This window comes from Streptomyces sp. EDA2-14 (assembly GCF_054963755.1).
The window spans coordinates 12,616-30,363 of record NZ_JBUEGE010000008.1 but is presented as its reverse complement, the minus strand read 5'-3'; the positions used below and the strand labels follow the sequence as shown (position 1 = coordinate 30,363).

Below are 17,748 nucleotides of genomic sequence, written 5' to 3'. Positions count from 1 at the left end.
TACCACGAGAGTCCGCCATGTACGAGCTGTCCCGGGTTCGCCTCTACTCCATTGGGCCCGCAGGTGCGCGCTACGCCGACACCGTGCTTGACCTGCGGGGTGTCGGCGAGCCCGTGCCCGACCCCGCGCCCACCCAGGCGGAGTTCTTCGAGGACGAGCCCGTCGGGCCGCCGCGCCGCCCCGCGCCGGCCGGCGTGCTCTTCCTGGAGAACGGCGGCGGCAAGTCGGTCCTGCTCAAGCTGATCTTCTCCGTCATGCTGCCCGGCCACCGGAACACGCTGGGCGGCGCCAGCTCCGGCGTGCTGCGCAAGTTCCTCCTCGCCGACGACTGCGGACACGTCGCCCTGGAGTGGCAGCACACGCTCACCGGCGAGTGCGTCGTCGTCGGCAAGGTCAGCGAGTGGCGGGGACGGCAGGTCTCGAACGACCCGCGGAAGTTCGCCGAGGCCTGGTACTCCTTCCGGCCGGGCCCCGGACTGAGCCTCGACTCGCTGCCGGTCGCCGAGTCCAGCGCCGTACGTCCCGCCGCCGAGGGCGCCTCCGGCGCGCAGGGGCGCCGCCGCACCATGAAGGGCTTCCGCGACGCGCTGACGGAGTCCGGCAAGGCGTACCCGCACCTGGAGGTGCACTGGGAGGAGATCCACGACCGGTGGAACGAGCACCTCGGCGACCTCGGCCTCGACCCCGAACTCTTCCGCTACCAGCGGGAGATGAACGCGGACGAGGGCGAGGCCGCAGGCCTCTTCGCCGTCAAGAAGGACTCCGACTTCACCGACCTGCTGCTGCGCGCCGTCACCGACACCCGTGACACGGACGGCCTCGCCGACCTGGTGAGCGGGTTCGGGAACAAGCTGGGACGGCGCTCCGAGCTGATCGCCGAGCGCGACTTCACCGCCGGCTCCGTCGACCTGCTCACCCGCATCGTGGAAGCCGCCGACACCCGGGCACGCGCGCGTGACGTGCACACCGCCGCCGAGCGCCGCACCCGCACGCTCGCCCGCCGCCTGTCCGCCCGCGCGGCCGTCGAGCGCGGCCGCGCCGGGGAGTTGGCCCAGCAGGTCACCGCCGCAGCGCACACCGTCACCGAAGCGGAGTCGGCGCGCGAGCGCAGCTCCCTGATCGCCGCCGAACTCGCCTACCGGCACGCCTCCCTGGCGCTCGCCGGAGCCGAGAAGGCCGCCGCCGCGCAGAAGCGCGAGCTGGCCGACGCGCGCACCCTGTACTCCGCCTGGCAGGCCGCCGAGGCCGTCCTGCGCCACCGCGCCGCCGCGGACCGCTCCGCGCGCGTGGCCGTCGCCATCCGCGAGGCCGAGCGCGACGCGGCCCCCGCGCTCGCGGCCCGCGCCAAGGCCGCCTCCGAACTCGTCCGGGCCCTGCACGGCGCCGCCGAGCAGGCCGAGACCCGTGCGAACGAGGAGGAGGAGCGCTCCGCCGTCCTCCAGGAGGCCGGCGAGACCGCGCACCGCGACGCCACGGCCGCCGCCACCGAGGCCCAGCGCGCCCGCAGTGAACTCGGGCACCTGCGCCAGCGGCTGACCGAGGTCGAGCAGGAGACCACCGAGGCCGTGCGCGCCGGGTGGATCGACGACAGCGCGCCCGACGCCGACCCGGCCCGTGCCGCGCTGGCCGCGGCCGACGCGGAGAAGACCACCGTCGCCGCGTGGGACACCGCGCGCGAGGCCGCCCGCCGGGCCACCGAGCACGCGCGCGAGGCCGCCGCCGTCGAATCGCGCGCCGAGCTGACGGCGGCCCGCGCCGCCGATGCCGCGAGCGCCGCGGAGCAGGCCCACCGGGCGGAGGAGCGGGCGGCCGCCGCCCTCGCGGGGGAGGAACGACTGGCCGAACTGCTCGGCGTGGGCGGGCAGTCCGACGCCTCCGAGGCCGGTGAATCCGGGGTAGGCGAGCAGTCCGCCGAGGGGTCCCACGCCGCGCTCACCGCCGAAGACCTCGACCGCGCGGCCGACGACCTGAAGACGCTGCTCGACGACACCGTGACCTCCGCCGAGCGGCAGCTGTTCGAGCTCCGCACGGCCGCGGCCGACGACTCCCGGATCCTCGGCGCCCTCGGCGACGGCGGTCTGCTGCCGCCGGGCCCCGATGTGCTGGCCACCGTCGAGTTCCTCGGCGAGCACGGCATCCCGGCCCTGCCGGGCTGGCGCTACCTCGCCCAGTCCGTCGACCCGGCCGACCACGCGCGCGTGCTCGCCGCCCGGCCCGAGCTGGTCGACGGTGTCGTGATCACCGACCCGGCGGCCCACGAGCGCGCCCGTGAGGCGCTCGCCGGTGCGGCCCTGCTGCCCCGCTCCGCCGTCGCCGTCGGCACCGCCGCCGCGCTGCTCGCCCCGACCCCGGCCGAGAGCGCGTCCGACGAAAGCGGCTCCGGGGTCTTCCTGGTGCCGCCGAACCCCGCCATGCACGACGAGCACGCCGCCGACGAGGAGCGGCAGGCGCTGCGCGAGCGCGCGGCCCGGCGCGACGAGGACATCCGCACGCTCGCCGGCCGCCTCGCCAAGGACCGCGAACTGGCGGCGCGCCTCACCTCCTGGCGCTCCGGCTGCCCCACCGGCCGCCTCACCGAACTCGCCACCGCCGCCCACGAAGCCCGTACGTTCGCCGAGGAGTCCGAGGCCGAGCTGGCCGAGGCCCGCACCGTGCGCGCCGAGGCCGACGAGACCGCCGCCGAGGCGACCCGCGTGCGCGACGAGCGCCAGGAAGCGGCGCAGAAGGCCCGCCGCGCCGCCGACGCGCTCGCCGGACTCGCGTTCCGTCTGCGCGAGCGCGCCGGCTGGCAGGCGAAGGTCCGCGAACTCGCCGACGAGGCCGTCGAGTCGGAGGCCCGCGCCCAGTCCTGCCTGGAGCACGCGCGCTCCGCCGACGAGGACCGCCGCGCAGCTCAGCGCTCCGCCGACGACGCCCGCCGCACGGCCCGCACACTGCGTGCCGAGCGCGCGGAGATCGCCGGTGCCCCCGACGACGTACCGGAGGGGGAGCCCCCGCAGGCGTCGCTGCCCGCGCTGCGCGAGGCCTACCGGGCCGCGTCCCAGGTCTACGAGAAGGTGGGCGTCGGCGCCGACCTGAGGGCCGAGCAGGCCCGCGCGGAGTCCGACGAGTCCGCTGCGCTCGCCGAGCTGGACCGGCTCAGCAACAAGGTGCGCACCCGCGCCGCCGCCCTGCTCGAAACCTCCGAAGGTGCCGACGGCCCCTCCCGGCAGGCCGCCGCGGCCCGCGCCGAGGAGCTCGTCCAGCTCCTGGAGACCCGCGCCTCCACCGCCAGCGAGCAGCTCGGCCGACTGCGCGGCGAGGCCGAGCGGCACGCGCCCGAGGACGGCGACGCCCACACGGAGCTGCCCGAGGACCTCGTCCCGTCCGACACCGAGCACGCGCAGACCCTGCTGCGCACGGCCACCACCGAACTCGCCACCCGCACCGACGCGTTGAGCACCGCCCGCGCCGCCCACGCCGAACTCCTCGACGCGCACCGCGCCGCCGAGGACGGGGCCGGCGGCTTCGACGAGACGGCCGCGCTCCTGCGCGACCTGCTGCGCGACCACGCGGACCCGGCCGACGAGCAGGACGAGCCCGAGCCCTACCCCGGCGCCCTGGAGGAGGCCCGCCAGACGGCGGCCGAGACCCGGCGCTCGCTGCGCGGCTGCGCCGCCGACCTGTCCGCCGCCGAGGCGGCCGTCCGCGAGGCCAGCGACATCCTCGTACGGCACGCGAACTCGACGCGGTACGAGCAGGTGCGCACGCCCGCCCGCCAGCAGATCCGCGAACTGCCCGCCTCGGCCCTGCCCGAGCACGCGCAGAAGTGGGCCGACGCGTTCGCGCCGCGACTGCGCGTCCTCACCGACGAGCTGGCCCAGCTGGAGCGCAACCGCGACTCGATCGTGGACCGGCTGCGCGGCCTCGTGGAATCCTCGCTCGCCACCCTCCGCTCCGCGCAGCGTCTGTCCCGGCTGCCCGAGGGGCTCGGTGAGTGGTCCGGACAGGAGTTCCTGCGGATCCGCTTCGAGGAGCCCGACCAGGCCACGCTGATCGAGCGGCTCGGCGAGGTCATCGACGAGGCGACCCGCGCGGCCGTGAAGAAGAACTCCGACCTGCGCCGCGACGGCATGTCCCTGCTGCTGCGCGGCGTCAGCGCGGCGCTCCAGCCCAAGGGCGTCGCCGTCGAGATCCTCAAGCCGGACGCGGTGCTGCGCGCCGAGCGCGTCCCCGTCGGACAGATGGGCGACGTGTTCTCCGGCGGTCAGCTGCTCACCGCCGCCATCGCCCTGTACTGCACGATGGCCGCACTGCGCTCGAACGACCGGGGCCGAGACAAGCACCGTCACGCGGGCACGCTCTTCCTCGACAACCCGATCGGCCGCGCCAACGCCACGTACCTGCTCGAACTGCAGCGCGCGGTGTCCGACGCGCTCGGCGTGCAACTGCTCTACACCACCGGTCTGTTCGACACGACGGCGCTCGCCGAGTTCCCCCTCGTGATCCGTATGCGCAACGACGCGGACCTGCGGGCGGGACTGAAGTACATCAGCGTGGAGGAGCACCTGCGTCCCGGCCTGCCGCAGCAGGACCCCGAGGGGGAGACGGTGCACGGCGAGATCACGGCGACGCGGATGTACAAGCGGCCCGTCGACGCCTGACCGCGGCTCAGCTGTGGGTCAGCTGCCTGGACCCGCCGCGCCCGCTTATGTTGACCGAGTCGGGCCGGGCGACGCCGCGCCGCGACCTCGCGGCGCGGCGGGCCCGGCGGCGCTCCTTGCGCAACTGCCGGGCCGTGCTGGCCGGGACCGAGACGACGCCGTGCCGCTGGTTCCACACCTGGCGTGTCACCCAGACGTCCAGGACGCCCCACGTCGCGACCACCGTGCTGCCCACGCTGCTGAGCACCATGGGGAACGCCAGCCAGGAGTCGGCCAATGTGCAGAACACGGCGATCATGGCCTGGATCAGGGTGAGCGCGACGATGAGGACGGCCCGCACCGCGGACGTCCGTACGGGATCGGGCATGCGACGCCGCCGCGCCGGCTCCTCGACCCACAGTCCATTTCGCTCCGCCGTGCCCATTGCCACGTCACTCCCCACCGCTCTTGGGTCCGTCGACGACCCGCAAGCCGATGCCCCCGCACCGGCACTGCAACAGTGACTGCCCGAATTGCCGCGCTTCACGCCGTCGAGCCGGCTTCCCATGAGGAAGACGAACGGCGGGCCGGGAGGATTCCCCTTCCGCTGAACGCGCTCGGTCCGGACGGAAACTGCGCAGAATTCCAGCCAACTCTACGTCCAGGTAGGCGGATTGCGGTCTGTTGCCAGTACTGGGATCGAGCCATGGAAATCTTCTTCAATACCGGACAATTGCTGATCTGGGCACCGTACTTCCCCAGGACAGCATCCGGACAGGTCTTCGAGTTGCTCCTGTCTCAGTAGTAGGCTCGCGCCGTTTGTTGACGCACATGTGTGCCCCTGAAGACTGAGGGGTCGATCTGGGGGAGGCCATGCGCTTTCGCGGGAAGTCCATCCGCCGGAAGATCGTGGCGTTGCTGCTGGTTCCGTTGCTGTCCCTGACGGCCATCTGGGCCTTCGCCACGGTGATCACGGGGCGCGCCGCCGTCCAGCTGATCTCCGCGGGCAAGGCGGTCGACACGGTCGCCTACCCCCTGATCGCCACCAGCCGCACCCTGCAGGCGGAACGCCGCGAGACGCTCGTCTACCTCGCCGACCCCCGCGCCTCCGACGCCCAGTCGGCGCTGCGGGCCAAGCGGACCTCGGCCGACGAGTCGATCACCCGCATCAAGGAGACGGCGCGCGACGGCGACACCCGCGACGACCTGGACGCCGACGCCCGGGCCTCGCTCGACAACGCGGTCCAGGGCCTCGGCGACATCGCGTCGCTCCGCCGGAACGTCGACGAGGGCACCGTGACCCGCGCCCAGGCCCTCGACTTCTACAACCGCCTCATCGCGCCGACGTACGACTTCCTGCTCGACCTCACGGCCCTCGACAACGCGAAGGTGGAACGCGAGGCGCGCGCCCTCGTCGGCGTGATCAGGGCCCGCGAACTCCTGTCCCAGGAGGACGCCCTGGTCGGCTCGGGACTCGTCGCCCGCCGGTTCACCCAGCAGGAACTGCGGCAGGTCTCCGACCTCGTCGCCCAGCGCTCCCTCCTCTACGAGAGCAATCTCGCGCTCCTGCCCGACAGCGAGCGCTCCCGCTACCAGCGGTACTGGAAGAGCCCCGACACCAACCCGCTGCGCACCGCGGAGGAAGCGGTCGTGAACGGCTCCCCCGGCGCACCGCGAGGCGTCACCGCGCGGAGCTGGGACAAGGCGGCCCCGCCGGTGCTCGCCGAACTCGTCGACCGGGACACCGCCGCGACCGAGCGCTACCAGGACCGGGCCCGCCCGGAGGCCATCGGCGTCCTGCTGCGGGCCGGGGTCGCCGGAGTACTCGGCCTGTTCGCCCTGCTCGCCTCCCTGTACCTCTCCGTACGCATCGGCCGCGGACTCGTCCGTGACCTGCGGCGGCTGCGCCTGGAGGCGCACGAGGCCTCCGGTGTGCGGCTGCCCGGCGTGATGCGCCGCCTCGCCGCCGGCGACGAGGTCGACGTGGAGACCGAGGCGCCGCGCCTGGAGTACGACAGGGACGAGATCGGTCAGGTCGGCCAGGCGCTGAACACCCTGCAGCGGTCCGCCGTCGAAGCCGCCGTGAAACAGGCCGAGCTGCGCCGCGGCGTCTCCGAGGTCTTCGTCAATCTCGCCCGGCGCAGCCAGGTCCTGCTGCACAAGCAGCTGACCCTGCTCGACACCATGGAGCGCAGGACCGAGGACACCGACGAACTCGCCGACCTGTTCCGCCTCGACCACCTCACCACCCGGATGCGCCGCCACGCGGAGGGACTGGTGATCCTCTCCGGCGCCGCTCCGTCCCGGCAGTGGCGCAGGCCCGTCCAGCTCATGGACATCGTCCGCGCCGCCGTCGCCGAGGTGGAGGACTACGAGCGCATCGAGGTACGGCGGCTGCCGCGGATCGCCGTCACCGGACCGGCCGTCGCCGACCTCACCCACCTCGTGGCCGAACTCGTGGAGAACGCCACGGTGTTCTCGCCGCCGCACACCGCCGTCCAGGTGCTGGGCGAGCGCGTCGCGAACGGGTTCACCCTGGAGATCCACGACCGCGGCCTCGGCATGGCCCCCGACGCGCAGCTCGACGCCAATCTGCGCCTCGCCGAGACACCGGAGTTCGAGCTCTCCGACACCGACCGGCTCGGCCTGTTCGTGGTCAGCCGCCTCGCCCAGCGGCAGAGCATCCGCGTCTCCCTCCAGCCGTCGCCCTACGGCGGCACCACCGCGGTCGTCTTCATCCCGGACTCCCTGCTCACCGACGCCCCCGACACCGAGGGCGCGGGCTTCCGTCTCGACCGGCCGAACGCGGTCCGCCGCACACCCCCGTCGGTGACCGGGTCGAAGCCGGGCGCCGCGGCCGGGCTGCCCGGTCTGCCCGCCTCCGTGCTCGACGGTCCGGTCGAGCTGGAAGCCCCGCTGACGACCTCCGACATGACCGACTTCCCCGGAGCCCTGGGCGACGACGACAGTGAGCGCGGCGACCTCTTCCGCCCTCGCCGCGCCATGAAGGGACCGTCCGGCGAGCAGCACCAGCAGGCCGAGGACGACGGCACGGCCGCCTCCCACCGCCCGGACGGGCCGCGGCCGTTGCCGCGCAGACGTGTGCCCAAGCTCGTCAGCTCGCACGGCAGGCCCGTCACCCACAGTCGGCCGGGCGAGTCCGACCAAGCGCCTGCCGAACCGGGCGAGCACGACGACCGGAGCGACGGCGAGGGACGCGGCGACGCCCTGCCCGAGCTCCCCAGGCGCCGCTCCCGCGCCGCCGAGGAGACCGCAGCCCCGCCGCGTACGCCCGAGCCCGCGGCAGACCCCCAGCAGACCGGCGCAGAGCCCAGCACCACCCCTGGTGGCCTGCCCCGCCGCGTCCGCCAGGCCAATCTGGCCCCGCAGTTGAAGGACGGCCCCGACCTGCGGGGCGAGAACGCGGCTTCGGCCGACGACAGGACACCCTCCGCACAGCCCACCGACCGGGACGCCGACGAGGTGCGCAGCCGTATGGCCTCGCTCCAGCGCGGCTGGCGTCGTGGCCGCGCGGAGAACACCGCGGGCGATGAGCGCGCCGACGGTACAGCACGAGGAACGAATTCTGAGGGGGACGGTCGATGACCGCGCCGAAGGCCAATGAGCAGCCCACCACCGGTGTTGTCGGCGAGCTGAACTGGCTCCTGGACGATCTGGTCGAGCGCGTTGCCGGCATCCGCAAGGCGATGGTGCTCTCCGGCGACGGGCTGCCTACGGGCGTCTCCGAGGGGCTCAGCCGCGAGGACAGCGAACACCTCGCCGCCGTGGCCTCCGGATTCCACAGCCTCGCCAAGGGAGTGGGCCGGCACTTCGACGCGGGTGGCGTCCGGCAGACCGTCGTCGAGCTCGACGACGCCTTCCTGTTCGTCACCGCGGCGGGGGACGGCAGCTGCCTCGCGGTGCTGGCCGACGCGGAGAGCGATGTCGGCCTCGTCGCCTACGAGATGACCCTGCTGGTCAAGCGGGTCGGAGTGCACCTGGGGACGGCCCGGCGCACGGATCTGCCCGCCGGAGGGTAGTGGGTTGGCATGAGACCAGACGGCCAGGAGACGCATCACTGGTTCGACGACGACGCGGGCCCCGTCGTCCGCCCGTACGCCATGACGCGCGGCCGCACCACCAGCGCCGCCCAGCACCGGCTCGACCTGATCGCCGTCGTCGTCGCCGAACGGCGTGAGGGCGACGTGGCGAGGGACCAGACGCTGTCGCCGGAACACGTCGACATCGTCGGGCTCTGCCAGGACAGCCCGCAGTCCGTGGCCGAGCTGGCCGCGGAGCTCGACCTCCCCATCGGGGTGGTCCGCGTGCTCATCGGAGATCTCGTCGACGAAGAACTGGTCCATGTGACCCGGCCCGTCCCACCGGCCGAGCTGCCCGACGCGGGTATTCTCCGCGACGTGATCGACGGCCTCAGAGCGCTCTGATCCGACAGCGGAGCCTGCAGGGCACAGGAACGGGGCGTACGGCGGGAGGCACACGTGGCAGGCTGGCAGTTCTGGATCGACCGAGGCGGCACCTTCACGGACGTCGTGGCCCGGCGGCCCGACGGCCGCCTGGTCACGCACAAGCTGCTCTCCGACCACCCCTCGCGCTACGCCGACCCGGCGGTCCACGCGATCCGCGAACTCCTCGGCGACGACGCGGCGCAGGCCTCCGGGAGCGGCCCCGGCGAGCTCGTCGACGCCGTCCGCATGGGCACCACCGTCGCCACCAACGCCCTCCTGGAGCGCCGCGGCGAACCGACCGCCCTCGTCATCACGCGCGGCTTCCGCGACGCCCTGCGGATCGCCTACCAGAACCGGCCCCATATCTTCGCCCGCCGCATCGAGCTTCCCGAACTGCTCCACGAGCGCGTCATCGAGGTGGACGAGCGCGTGGACGCCGGGGGAGAGGTGATCACCCCGCTCGACCTCGGCTCCCTCGAGACCGAGCTGCGCCGCACCTACGAGGACGGCATGCGCGCCGTCGCCGTCGTCTGCCTGCACAGCCACCTCCACCCGGAGCACGAGCGGGAGATCGGCGCCCTCGCCGCGCGCGTCGGATTCCCGCAGATCTCGCTGTCCAGCGAGGTCAGCCCGCTCATGAAGGTGGTGCCGCGCGGCGACACGGCCGTGGTCGACGCCTACCTGTCGCCCGTCCTGCGCCGCTACGTGCAGCAGGTCGCCGAGCAACTCCCGGACGTACGGCTGATGTTCATGCAGTCCAACGGAGGGCTCGCCGAGGCCGGGCAGTTCCGCGGCAAGGACGCCATCCTGTCCGGCCCCGCGGGCGGCATCGTCGGCATGGCCCGGATGTCGGAGCGCGCCGGCTTCGACCGCGTCATCGGCTTCGACATGGGCGGCACCTCCACCGACGTCTCGCACTTCGCGGGCGAGTACGAGCGCGTCCTCACCACGCAGATCGCCGGAGTGCGGCTGCGCGCGCCCATGCTCGACATCCACACCGTCGCGGCGGGCGGCGGCTCGGTGCTGCACTTCGACGGCAGCCGCTACCGGGTCGGCCCCGACTCGGCCGGCGCGGTGCCCGGACCGGCCTGCTACCGCGGCGGCGGCCCGCTCACGGTCACGGACGCCAACGTCGCCCTCGGCCGCGTCCAACCGGCCTACTTCCCCCACGTGTTCGGCCCCGAAGGCGACCAGCCGCTCGACGACGGCCTCGTGCGCGACCGCTTCGCCGCGCTTGCCACCGAGATCCGCGAGAGGACCGGCGACGACCGCACCCCGGAGCAGGTCGCCGAGGGCTACCTCCAGGTCGCCGTCGCGAACATCGCCAACGCCGTGAAGCGCATCTCCGTGCAGAAGGGCCACGACGTCACGCGCTACGCCCTCACCACCTTCGGTGGTGCGGGTGGCCAGCACGCGTGCAAGGTCGCCGACGCGCTCGGCATCAGGACGGTCCTCGTACCGCCCATGGCCGGAGTCCTCTCGGCGCTCGGGATCGGGCTCGCCGACACCACGGCCATGCGGGAACAGTCCGTCGAAGCGGCCGTCGACGCCTCCTCCATGCCGCACATCCTCAAGACGGCAGACGACCTGGAGAGCGCCGCACGCGAGGAACTGCGCGCGGAGGACGTCCCGGAGGAGCGCATGCGGATCGTGCGCAGGGCCCAGCTCCGCTATGACGGCACGGACACCGCGCTCACCGTGGAACTCGCCGAACCCGACGTCATGACCCGCGCCTTCGAAGAACGCCATCGCGCTCACTACTCCTTCACCCTGGACCGACCGCTCGTCGTCGAATCACTCTCCGTAGAAGCCACTGGCCTGACCGATCCCCCCGATCTCTCCCACCTCGCACCCCGCGCCACGACCCCGGCCGCCCCCGCCACCGTCCACCTCCACACCGGTGGAGCCTGGCGGGACGTGCCCCTCCACCACCGGGCCCAACTCCCGCCCGGTGAGCAGGTGCGGGGACCGGCGATCATCGCCGAGGACGGCGCCACGACCGTCGTCGACGAGGGCTGGCAGGCGGCCCTCGCGGACGACGGCCACCTGATCATGGAACGCTCGGCGATTACGGAGAGTTCCGATCTCGGCACGGAAATCGATCCGGTGATGCTGGAGGTCTTCAACAACCTCTTCATGTCGATCGCCGAACAGATGGGCGCCCGCCTCGAGTCGACCTCGCAGTCCGTCAACATCAAGGAACGCCTGGACTTCTCCTGCGCCCTCTTCGATCCCGACGGCAGCCTGGTCGCCAACGCCCCGCACATTCCCGTGCACTTGGGCTCGATGGGCACCAGCGTCAAGGAGGTCGTCCGCCGCCGCGGCACGACCATGCGCCCCGGCGACACGTACGCCGTCAACGACCCGTACCACGGCGGCACGCACCTGCCCGACGTCACCGTGATCACCCCGGTCTTCGACACGGACGGTGACCGGATCCTGTTCTACGTCGCCTCGCGCGGCCACCACGCCGAGATCGGCGGCATCGCACCTGGCTCCATGCCCGCGAACAGCCGCACCATCGACGAAGAGGGCGTGCTCTTCGACAACTGGCTGCTCGTGGAGGCCGGCCGGTTCCGCGAGGAGGAGACGCTGCGCCTGCTGACCGGGGCGCCGCACCCCTCCCGCAATCCGCAGACGAACCTCGCCGACCTGCGCGCCCAGATCGCGGCCAACCAGAAGGGCGTCGACGAAGTCGCCCGCATGATCGAGAACTTCGGCCTGGACGTCGTGCTCGCCTACATGAAGCACGTACAGGACAACGCCGAGGAATCGGTACGACGCGTCATCGACGCCCTGGAGGACGGCGAGTTCGCCTACGAGACCGACGCGGGCGCGGTGATCCGTGTGCGCGTGGGCGTGGACCGCGCGTGGCGCCGCGCCACCGTCGACTTCACCGGCACCTCCGCCCAGCTCCCCACGAACTTCAACGCCCCGTTCGCCGTGGTCAACGCCGCCGTCCTGTACGTCTTCCGCACGCTCGTGGGCGACGACATCCCGCTCAACGACGGCTGCCTGCGCCCGCTGGACATCGTCGTGCCGCCCGGCTCCTTCCTCTCGCCCCAGCCGCCCGCCGCGGTCGTCGCGGGCAACGTGGAGACGTCACAGGCCATCACCGGAGCCCTCTACGGGGCCCTGGGCGTGCAGGCCGAGGGATCCGGCACCATGAACAACGTCACCTTCGGAAACGAGCGCCACCAGTACTACGAGACGGTGGCCTCCGGCTCCGGCGCGGGCGACGGCTTCCCCGGAGCACCCGTCGTACAGACCCACATGACCAACTCCCGGCTCACCGACCCCGAGGTTCTCGAGTGGCGGCTGCCCGTCCTCCTGGAGGAGTTCGCGGTGCGCCGCGGCAGCGGGGGAGCGGGCCGCTGGCGGGGTGGCGACGGGGCCGTGCGGCGCATCCGGTTCCGTGAGCCCATGACCGTCTCCACGCTGACCCAGCACCGCAGGGTGCCGCCCTACGGGATGGCGGGTGGCGCCCCCGGAGCGCTCGGCGCCAACTTCGTGGAGCGCGTGGACGGCACCGTCACCCGCCTCGACGGCAGCGACACGGCCGACGTGGCCCCCGGAGACGTACTCGTCGTCGAAACGCCCGGAGGGGGCGGCTACGGGCCGCCAGGAACGGGTAGCAGCACCCGACACAGCGACACCAGTGAGGCAGGAGAGACAAGCCATGATCTTCGGGCGTTCTGAGCGCCGCAAAGCACCCGTCGAGCCGGTGACGCTCAAGATCCTGGTGGCCGGCGGCTTCGGTGTGGGCAAGACGACTCTGGTCGGCGCGGTCAGCGAGATCCGGCCGCTGCGCACGGAGGAACTTCTGACGGAGGCGGGCCGCCCCGTCGACGACATCGAGGGCATCGAGCACAAGAACACCACCACGGTGGCGATGGACTTCGGCCGGATCACACTCCGCGACGACCTGGTGCTCTACCTGTTCGGCACGCCGGGACAGGACCGCTTCTGGTTCCTGTGGGACGAGCTGGCGACCGGCGCCCTGGGGGCCGTCGTCCTCGCGGACACCCGCCGCCTCCAGGACTGCTTCGCCGCTGTCGACTACTTCGAGAAGCGCTCCATACCGTTCATCGTCGGCGTGAACTGCTTCGAGGGCGCCGACCGTTACCCCGAGGACGCGGTCCGGCAGGCCCTCGACCTCGACCCCGAGGTGCCGGTGATCCTGGGCGACGCGCGCGACAAGGAGTCGGTGAAGGAGCTCCTCATCGGCGTCGTCGGGCACGCCGCGACGGCGGCCGAGCGCAGGCAGCCCGCGGCGACCTGAGCACGCGCCGCGGCGGCCCGGACCCCCACCGACCGGGGTCCGAACCGCCGCGTACGCGCGCGTGGAGGGCTGAACGCCACTACGCGCGTGGGGAGATGGTCTACGCGCCGTCCTCGTGCCAGCCGAAGCTCTTCTCCACGGCCTTGCGCCAGTTGTGGTACTCGCGGTCCCGGACGTCCGCCTCCATCGCGGGGGTCCACTCGGCGTCGCGCTGCCAGTGCGCCTTCAGCTCGTCCAGGTCGTTCCACACGCCCGTCGCGAGCCCGGCCGCGTACGCGGCGCCCAGGCACGTCGTCTCGGAGACCCTGGGGCGGATCACCGGCACGCCCAGGACGTCGGCCTGGTGCTGCATGAGCAGGTTGTTCTTGGTCATGCCGCCGTCGACCTTCAGGGTCGTGATCTGCACCCCGGAGTCCTGGTACATCGCGTCGACGACCTCACGGGTCTGCCAGCTCGTCGCCTCCAGGACGGCACGCGCGAGATGCGCCTTGGTGACGTACCTGGTCAGGCCGGTGACCACGCCGCGTGCGTCGGAACGCCAGTACGGAGCGAACAGACCGGAGAACGCGGGCACGATGTAGGCCCCGCCGTTGTCGTCCACGCTCGCCGCGAGCGTCTCGATCTCGTCGGCGGTCTTGATGATGCCGAGCTGGTCGCGGAACCACTGCACCAGGGCGCCCGTGATCGCGATCGACCCTTCGAGGCAGTACACGGGCGCCTCGGAGCCGATCTTGTACCCCATGGTGGTGAGCAGGCCGCTCTTCGAGGGCACCGGCCGGTTGCCGGTGTTGAGCAGCAGGAAACTGCCCGTCCCGTAGGTGTTCTTGGCGGTTCCGGTGTCGTAGCAGGCCTGCCCGAACACGGCCGCCTGCTGGTCGCCGAGGGCCGAGGCCACCGGCACACCGGCCAGCTGACCGACCGCCGTGCCGTACACCTCGGCGGACGAACGGATCTCGGGGAGCAGTGACTCCGGGACGTTCATCGCCGACAGGATCGAGGGGTCCCACTGGAGGGTCTCCAGGCTCATCAGCATGGTGCGCCCGGCGTTCGTGACGTCGGTGACGTGCACGCCGCCGTTGGTGCCGCCGGTGAGGTTCCAGATCAGCCACGAGTCGATCGTGCCGAAGGCGAGCTCCCCGCGCTCCGCCCTGGCCCGCAGGCCCGGCACGTTGTCGAGCAGCCAGGCCGCCTTGGGCCCGGAGAAGTAGCTCGCCAGGGGCAGTCCCGTCGTCTCGCGGAACCGGTCCTGCCCGTCGGCGCCGCCCAACTCGTTGCACAGCGCCGACGTGCGCGTGTCCTGCCACACGATCGCGTTGTGCACGGGCTTGCCGGTGGCCCGGTCCCAAAGGACCGTCGTCTCGCGCTGGTTGGTGATCCCGAGGGCGCTCAGTTGGTCCGCGCGCAGCCCCGCCTTGGCGATGGCCCCCGCGACCACGGCCTGCACCTTGGACCAGATCTCGGTGGCGTCGTGCTCGACCCAGCCCGGCTTGGGGAAGATCTGGCGGTGTTCGCGCTGGTCGACGGCGACGATCTCGCCGTCCTGGTTGAAGATGATGCAGCGGCTCGAGGTGGTGCCCTGATCGATGGCGGCGACGTACTTCACGGAAGTGTCGGGCATGGCTACCCCTTCGTAAGAAGACGGTCGAGACTGCTTCTGCGCTTCAGAACGCTGCGTTGTAGATGACCCCCGCCAGCGCACCGCCGATGAGCGGCCCGACGACCGGGACGAGGGCGTAACCCCAGTCGGACGTCCCCTTGTTGGGAATGGGCAGCAGCTGGTGCACGATGCGCGGGCCCAGGTCGCGGGCGGGGTTGATCGCGTAACCCGTCGGCCCGCCCAGGGACAGACCGATGCCGACGACCAGGAGCGACACGACCAGTACCTGGATGCCGGACTCGCCGAGCCCCTTGGTGAGTCCGAACGCGAGGATGGGCAGCACCAGAGCGATCGTCGCGATGATCTCGGTGATCAGGTTCGCGGCCATGTTCCGGATCTCGGGGATCGTCGAGAAGATGCCGAGCGTCGGGGTCGGACCGTCCTCCGCGGACCCGTCGGCGGAGTCGACGTTGGCGTTGAACTGCGCGAGATAGACCAGGTAGGTGAGGACGGCGCCGATCATCGCGCCGACCATCTGGCCGAGCAGGTAGATCCAGACCTTGTCCCACTTGCCGGTGTCGATCGCGATGCCGATGGTGACCGCGGGGTTGATCTGCCCGCCCGACAGCGGAGCGGCCGTGTACGCGCCGGCCAGCACGCCGAAGCCCCAGCCGAACGCGATGACGACCCACCCGGAAGCCTTCGCCTTGGAGTGTTTCAGGGTGACGGCGGCGCAGACTCCACCGCCGAACAGGATCAGGATGGCGGTGCCGATGACCTCACCGACGAAGATGTCTCCGTTGCTCATGGCGGCTCCTAGGCCCTCGCCCGGGGCAGTGCTCCCCGGTCCTCCGTGCAGGGTGCGTTTCCATGGCTGGTTCCGAACCACGGCAACCGAAGGCGGGAGAGACCCGCGCCCCGCCCGGCATCCGTGACGAGCGTGCCCACTCAGCCGGAACCACAGGTGGGGGAACGGCCCTGACCTGCCACAACCCAGCAGGAGAGCACACCTGGGGCAGGTGGGGCCCCGAGCAGCGGTGGGCCGATTTGCGGCGATGCCGACTGACATTCGGAAGTGTTCACCGGCGGTACTGGAGCGTCAAGGTCGCGGACGGCAACGGTTAACCGGGGGCGGACGCTCCCCTCCGGTCGGGTGCACAAGCCGTGGCGCGGGCGCCGCGGCGCACGTCGAAATCCTCGCGCCCCGCCCGGCCGCACACCCAACTCGCCCCGGAGAGCGCCTTCGCGGCCTTCTTAAGAGGAGCGAGAAGTGCGGCCGCCTGCCGGTGGTCGGCCACGCTGCCGGTCGGGCACACCACCGTGGCCAGCGACAGCGTCACGGCCCTGCCGCCCGCCGACCAGGGAGCGTCGAGCACCGCTGCCGCCAGCGGATCGAGGAACTCCGGGTCGGCCAGGACCAGGAAGTCGTCGCCTCCGATGTGCCCCACCCGCACGGCCTCCGACTCGGTACGCGCGAGGGCCCGTCCCACCGAACGGATCAGTTCGTCGCCGGCCGCGAAGCCCGCACCGTCGTTGACCTGCTTGAACCCGTCGATGTCCAGCCAGCTCAGGGCGAAGCCCCGCCCGTGCGCCACCCAGCGGTCCAGCTCGCCCGTCACGGCGTCCGAACCCGGCAGCCGCGTCAGCGGGTTGAGCCCTGCGGCCTGCTCGACCCGGCTCTCGGCAAGCGCCCGTACGAGGTCGGTGAGGCGTACGACGCCCACGCACCGCCCGTTGTCGTCCACCACGGCGACGTCGTCGGCGGTACGGGTGTGCTCGCCGTCCGCCACCACGTCGAGCACCTCCCAGGCCGTCGCGGTGACGCCCACCGTGCGCGGCCGGTCACCGAGCCGCGCGGCGGGCCGGTCCGCGTACAGGGCGTGCCCGTACCGCGTGGACAGCGACAGCAGGAAGCGGTCCCGCTGCACCGACCGCACCGGCACCCCGGCCGCGTCGACGAGCAGCACCCCGGACACCTCGGCCGCCCCGGTCAGCCGCCGCCGCACCTGCTCCGCGGACGCCGACTCCGGCAGCAGCGCCGCGGGCCGTACGAAGTCCCGCACCGGCGGCCCGGTCGTCCGCGACGTGCCCGTCGCCGGCGGCAGTTCGGGCATGTACACCTCGGAGATCGGCAACCGGGACGGCGGCGCGAACAGGTTGCCCTGCGCGAGCTGTGCCCCCGCGTGCCGGGCCGCCAGGCACTGGGTCTCGGTCTCCACTCCCTCGACGGCGAGCAGCGCGCCGAGCTCCTCGCACAGCGTCCGCATGGCCCGCACCGTGGCCCCGCGCGACAGCAGCGAGGCGTCGAGCTTGATCAGGTCGGGTGCGAGGTCGTCGAGCAGTCGCAGGGGGACGTCTCCGTCGCCCACACCGTCGGCACAGATCCGGAAGCCCTCCTTGCGCAGCGCGGCCACGCCCTCCAGGAGAGCCCGGTGCGGCACGTGCGTGAACGGCGGGCCCACGTCGACGGTCACCTCCCACGGCAGCCGGCCCACGTCCCGCACCGCGCGCCGCAGCGCGTCGAGCCCGCCCAGGTCGGCGAGCGTGCCCGCGAACACGTTCACATGCAGCGGCAGCAGGGCCTCGCGGCGCGCGGCGTCCCGGATCGCCCACGCGGCGAGGTCCCCGTCGAGCTCGGGCTCGCGATGCGCCCGCGCGAGCACGTCACCCGACTCGGGGCGGGCGAGTATCTCCAGGGCCGCAGCCGAACCCGTGGCCAGATTGACCACGGGCTGGAAGGCGAAGCGGAGGCTGTCCGACCAGGTGTGCACGCCAGCATGA

Annotated in this window: 10 protein-coding genes; 6 read left to right on the top strand and 4 right to left on the bottom strand. The window is 72.5% G+C overall.

Annotation, left to right across the window (positions count from 1 at the left end; genetic code table 11):
• The first annotated feature begins 17 nt into the window (after positions 1-17).
• Complete coding sequence (locus ACY34M_RS20810; protein ID WP_462719691.1) at positions 18-4,643, top strand: coiled-coil domain-containing protein; 4,626 nt, start codon at positions 18-20, stop codon at positions 4,641-4,643.
• 7 nt (positions 4,644-4,650) lie between these two features.
• Here the strand turns inward: ACY34M_RS20810 and ACY34M_RS20805 are convergent, their stop codons facing one another.
• Positions 4,651-5,190: a hypothetical protein gene (locus ACY34M_RS20805; RefSeq protein ID WP_462719692.1), complete on the bottom strand. Its 540-nt coding sequence runs from the start codon at positions 5,188-5,190 to the stop codon at positions 4,651-4,653.
• A 305-nt stretch (positions 5,191-5,495) separates the two neighbouring features.
• Here ACY34M_RS20805 and ACY34M_RS20800 point away from each other — a divergent pair, with 305 nt between their 5' ends.
• Genes ACY34M_RS20800 through ACY34M_RS20780 form a run of 5 tightly spaced genes read left to right on the top strand, consistent with a single transcriptional unit; the run spans position 5,496 to position 13,370 of the window.
• Positions 5,496-8,228 carry a sensor histidine kinase gene (locus tag ACY34M_RS20800; protein ID WP_462719693.1) on the top strand — a complete coding sequence of 911 codons (2,733 nt, stop codon included), beginning with the start codon at positions 5,496-5,498 and terminating at the stop codon, positions 8,226-8,228.
• Entirely contained in the window at positions 8,225-8,662 is a 438-nt protein-coding gene (locus tag ACY34M_RS20795; protein WP_462719694.1) for a roadblock/LC7 domain-containing protein, read from the top strand. The genes ACY34M_RS20800 and ACY34M_RS20795 overlap by 4 nt, the downstream gene beginning before the upstream one ends.
• A 9-nt stretch (positions 8,663-8,671) precedes the next feature.
• The gene (locus tag ACY34M_RS20790) at positions 8,672-9,067 is read left to right on the top strand and encodes a DUF742 domain-containing protein (RefSeq protein ID WP_462719695.1); all 396 of its coding nucleotides are present in this window, start codon (positions 8,672-8,674) and stop codon (positions 9,065-9,067) included.
• A 54-nt stretch (positions 9,068-9,121) separates the two neighbouring features.
• The gene (locus tag ACY34M_RS20785; protein ID WP_462719696.1) at positions 9,122-12,787 is read left to right on the top strand and encodes a hydantoinase B/oxoprolinase family protein; all 3,666 of its coding nucleotides are present in this window, start codon (positions 9,122-9,124) and stop codon (positions 12,785-12,787) included.
• Complete coding sequence (locus tag ACY34M_RS20780) at positions 12,768-13,370, top strand: GTP-binding protein (protein ID WP_462719697.1); 603 nt, start codon at positions 12,768-12,770, stop codon at positions 13,368-13,370. Before ACY34M_RS20785 ends, ACY34M_RS20780 begins: the two co-directional genes overlap by 20 nt.
• A 100-nt stretch (positions 13,371-13,470) precedes the next feature.
• On the opposite strand, the gene glpK is transcribed toward ACY34M_RS20780, so the two are convergent.
• The 3 genes from glpK to ACY34M_RS20765 all read right to left on the bottom strand — a co-directional run bounded on the left by glpK (position 13,471) and on the right by ACY34M_RS20765 (position 17,738).
• The gene (gene glpK / locus ACY34M_RS20775) at positions 13,471-14,988 is read right to left on the bottom strand and encodes a glycerol kinase GlpK (protein WP_462719698.1); all 1,518 of its coding nucleotides are present in this window, start codon (positions 14,986-14,988) and stop codon (positions 13,471-13,473) included.
• A gap of 43 nt (positions 14,989-15,031) precedes the next feature.
• On the bottom strand, positions 15,032-15,775 hold the full coding sequence (locus tag ACY34M_RS20770; RefSeq protein ID WP_462719699.1) for an MIP/aquaporin family protein: 744 nt from the start codon (positions 15,773-15,775) through the stop codon (positions 15,032-15,034).
• Between the two features lie 313 nt (positions 15,776-16,088).
• Entirely contained in the window at positions 16,089-17,738 is a 1,650-nt protein-coding gene (locus ACY34M_RS20765) for an EAL domain-containing protein (protein WP_462719700.1), read from the bottom strand.
• Positions 17,739-17,748: the final 10 nt, after the last annotated feature.

Bases quoted from the DNA above. Each gene is read 5' to 3' on its own strand.
- ACY34M_RS20810 (WP_462719691.1), top strand. From the start codon at position 18: ATGTACGAGCTGTCCCGGGTTCGCCTCTACTCCATTGGGCCCGCAGGT.
- ACY34M_RS20805 (WP_462719692.1), bottom strand. From the start codon at position 5,190: ATGGGAAGCCGGCTCGACGGCGTGAAGCGCGGCAATTCGGGCAGTCAC.
- ACY34M_RS20800 (WP_462719693.1), top strand. From the start codon at position 5,496: ATGCGCTTTCGCGGGAAGTCCATCCGCCGGAAGATCGTGGCGTTGCTG.
- ACY34M_RS20795 (WP_462719694.1), top strand. From the start codon at position 8,225: ATGACCGCGCCGAAGGCCAATGAGCAGCCCACCACCGGTGTTGTCGGC.
- ACY34M_RS20790 (WP_462719695.1), top strand. From the start codon at position 8,672: ATGAGACCAGACGGCCAGGAGACGCATCACTGGTTCGACGACGACGCG.
- ACY34M_RS20780 (WP_462719697.1), top strand. From the start codon at position 12,768: ATGATCTTCGGGCGTTCTGAGCGCCGCAAAGCACCCGTCGAGCCGGTG.
- glpK (WP_462719698.1), bottom strand. From the start codon at position 14,988: ATGCCCGACACTTCCGTGAAGTACGTCGCCGCCATCGATCAGGGCACC.
- ACY34M_RS20770 (WP_462719699.1), bottom strand. From the start codon at position 15,775: ATGAGCAACGGAGACATCTTCGTCGGTGAGGTCATCGGCACCGCCATC.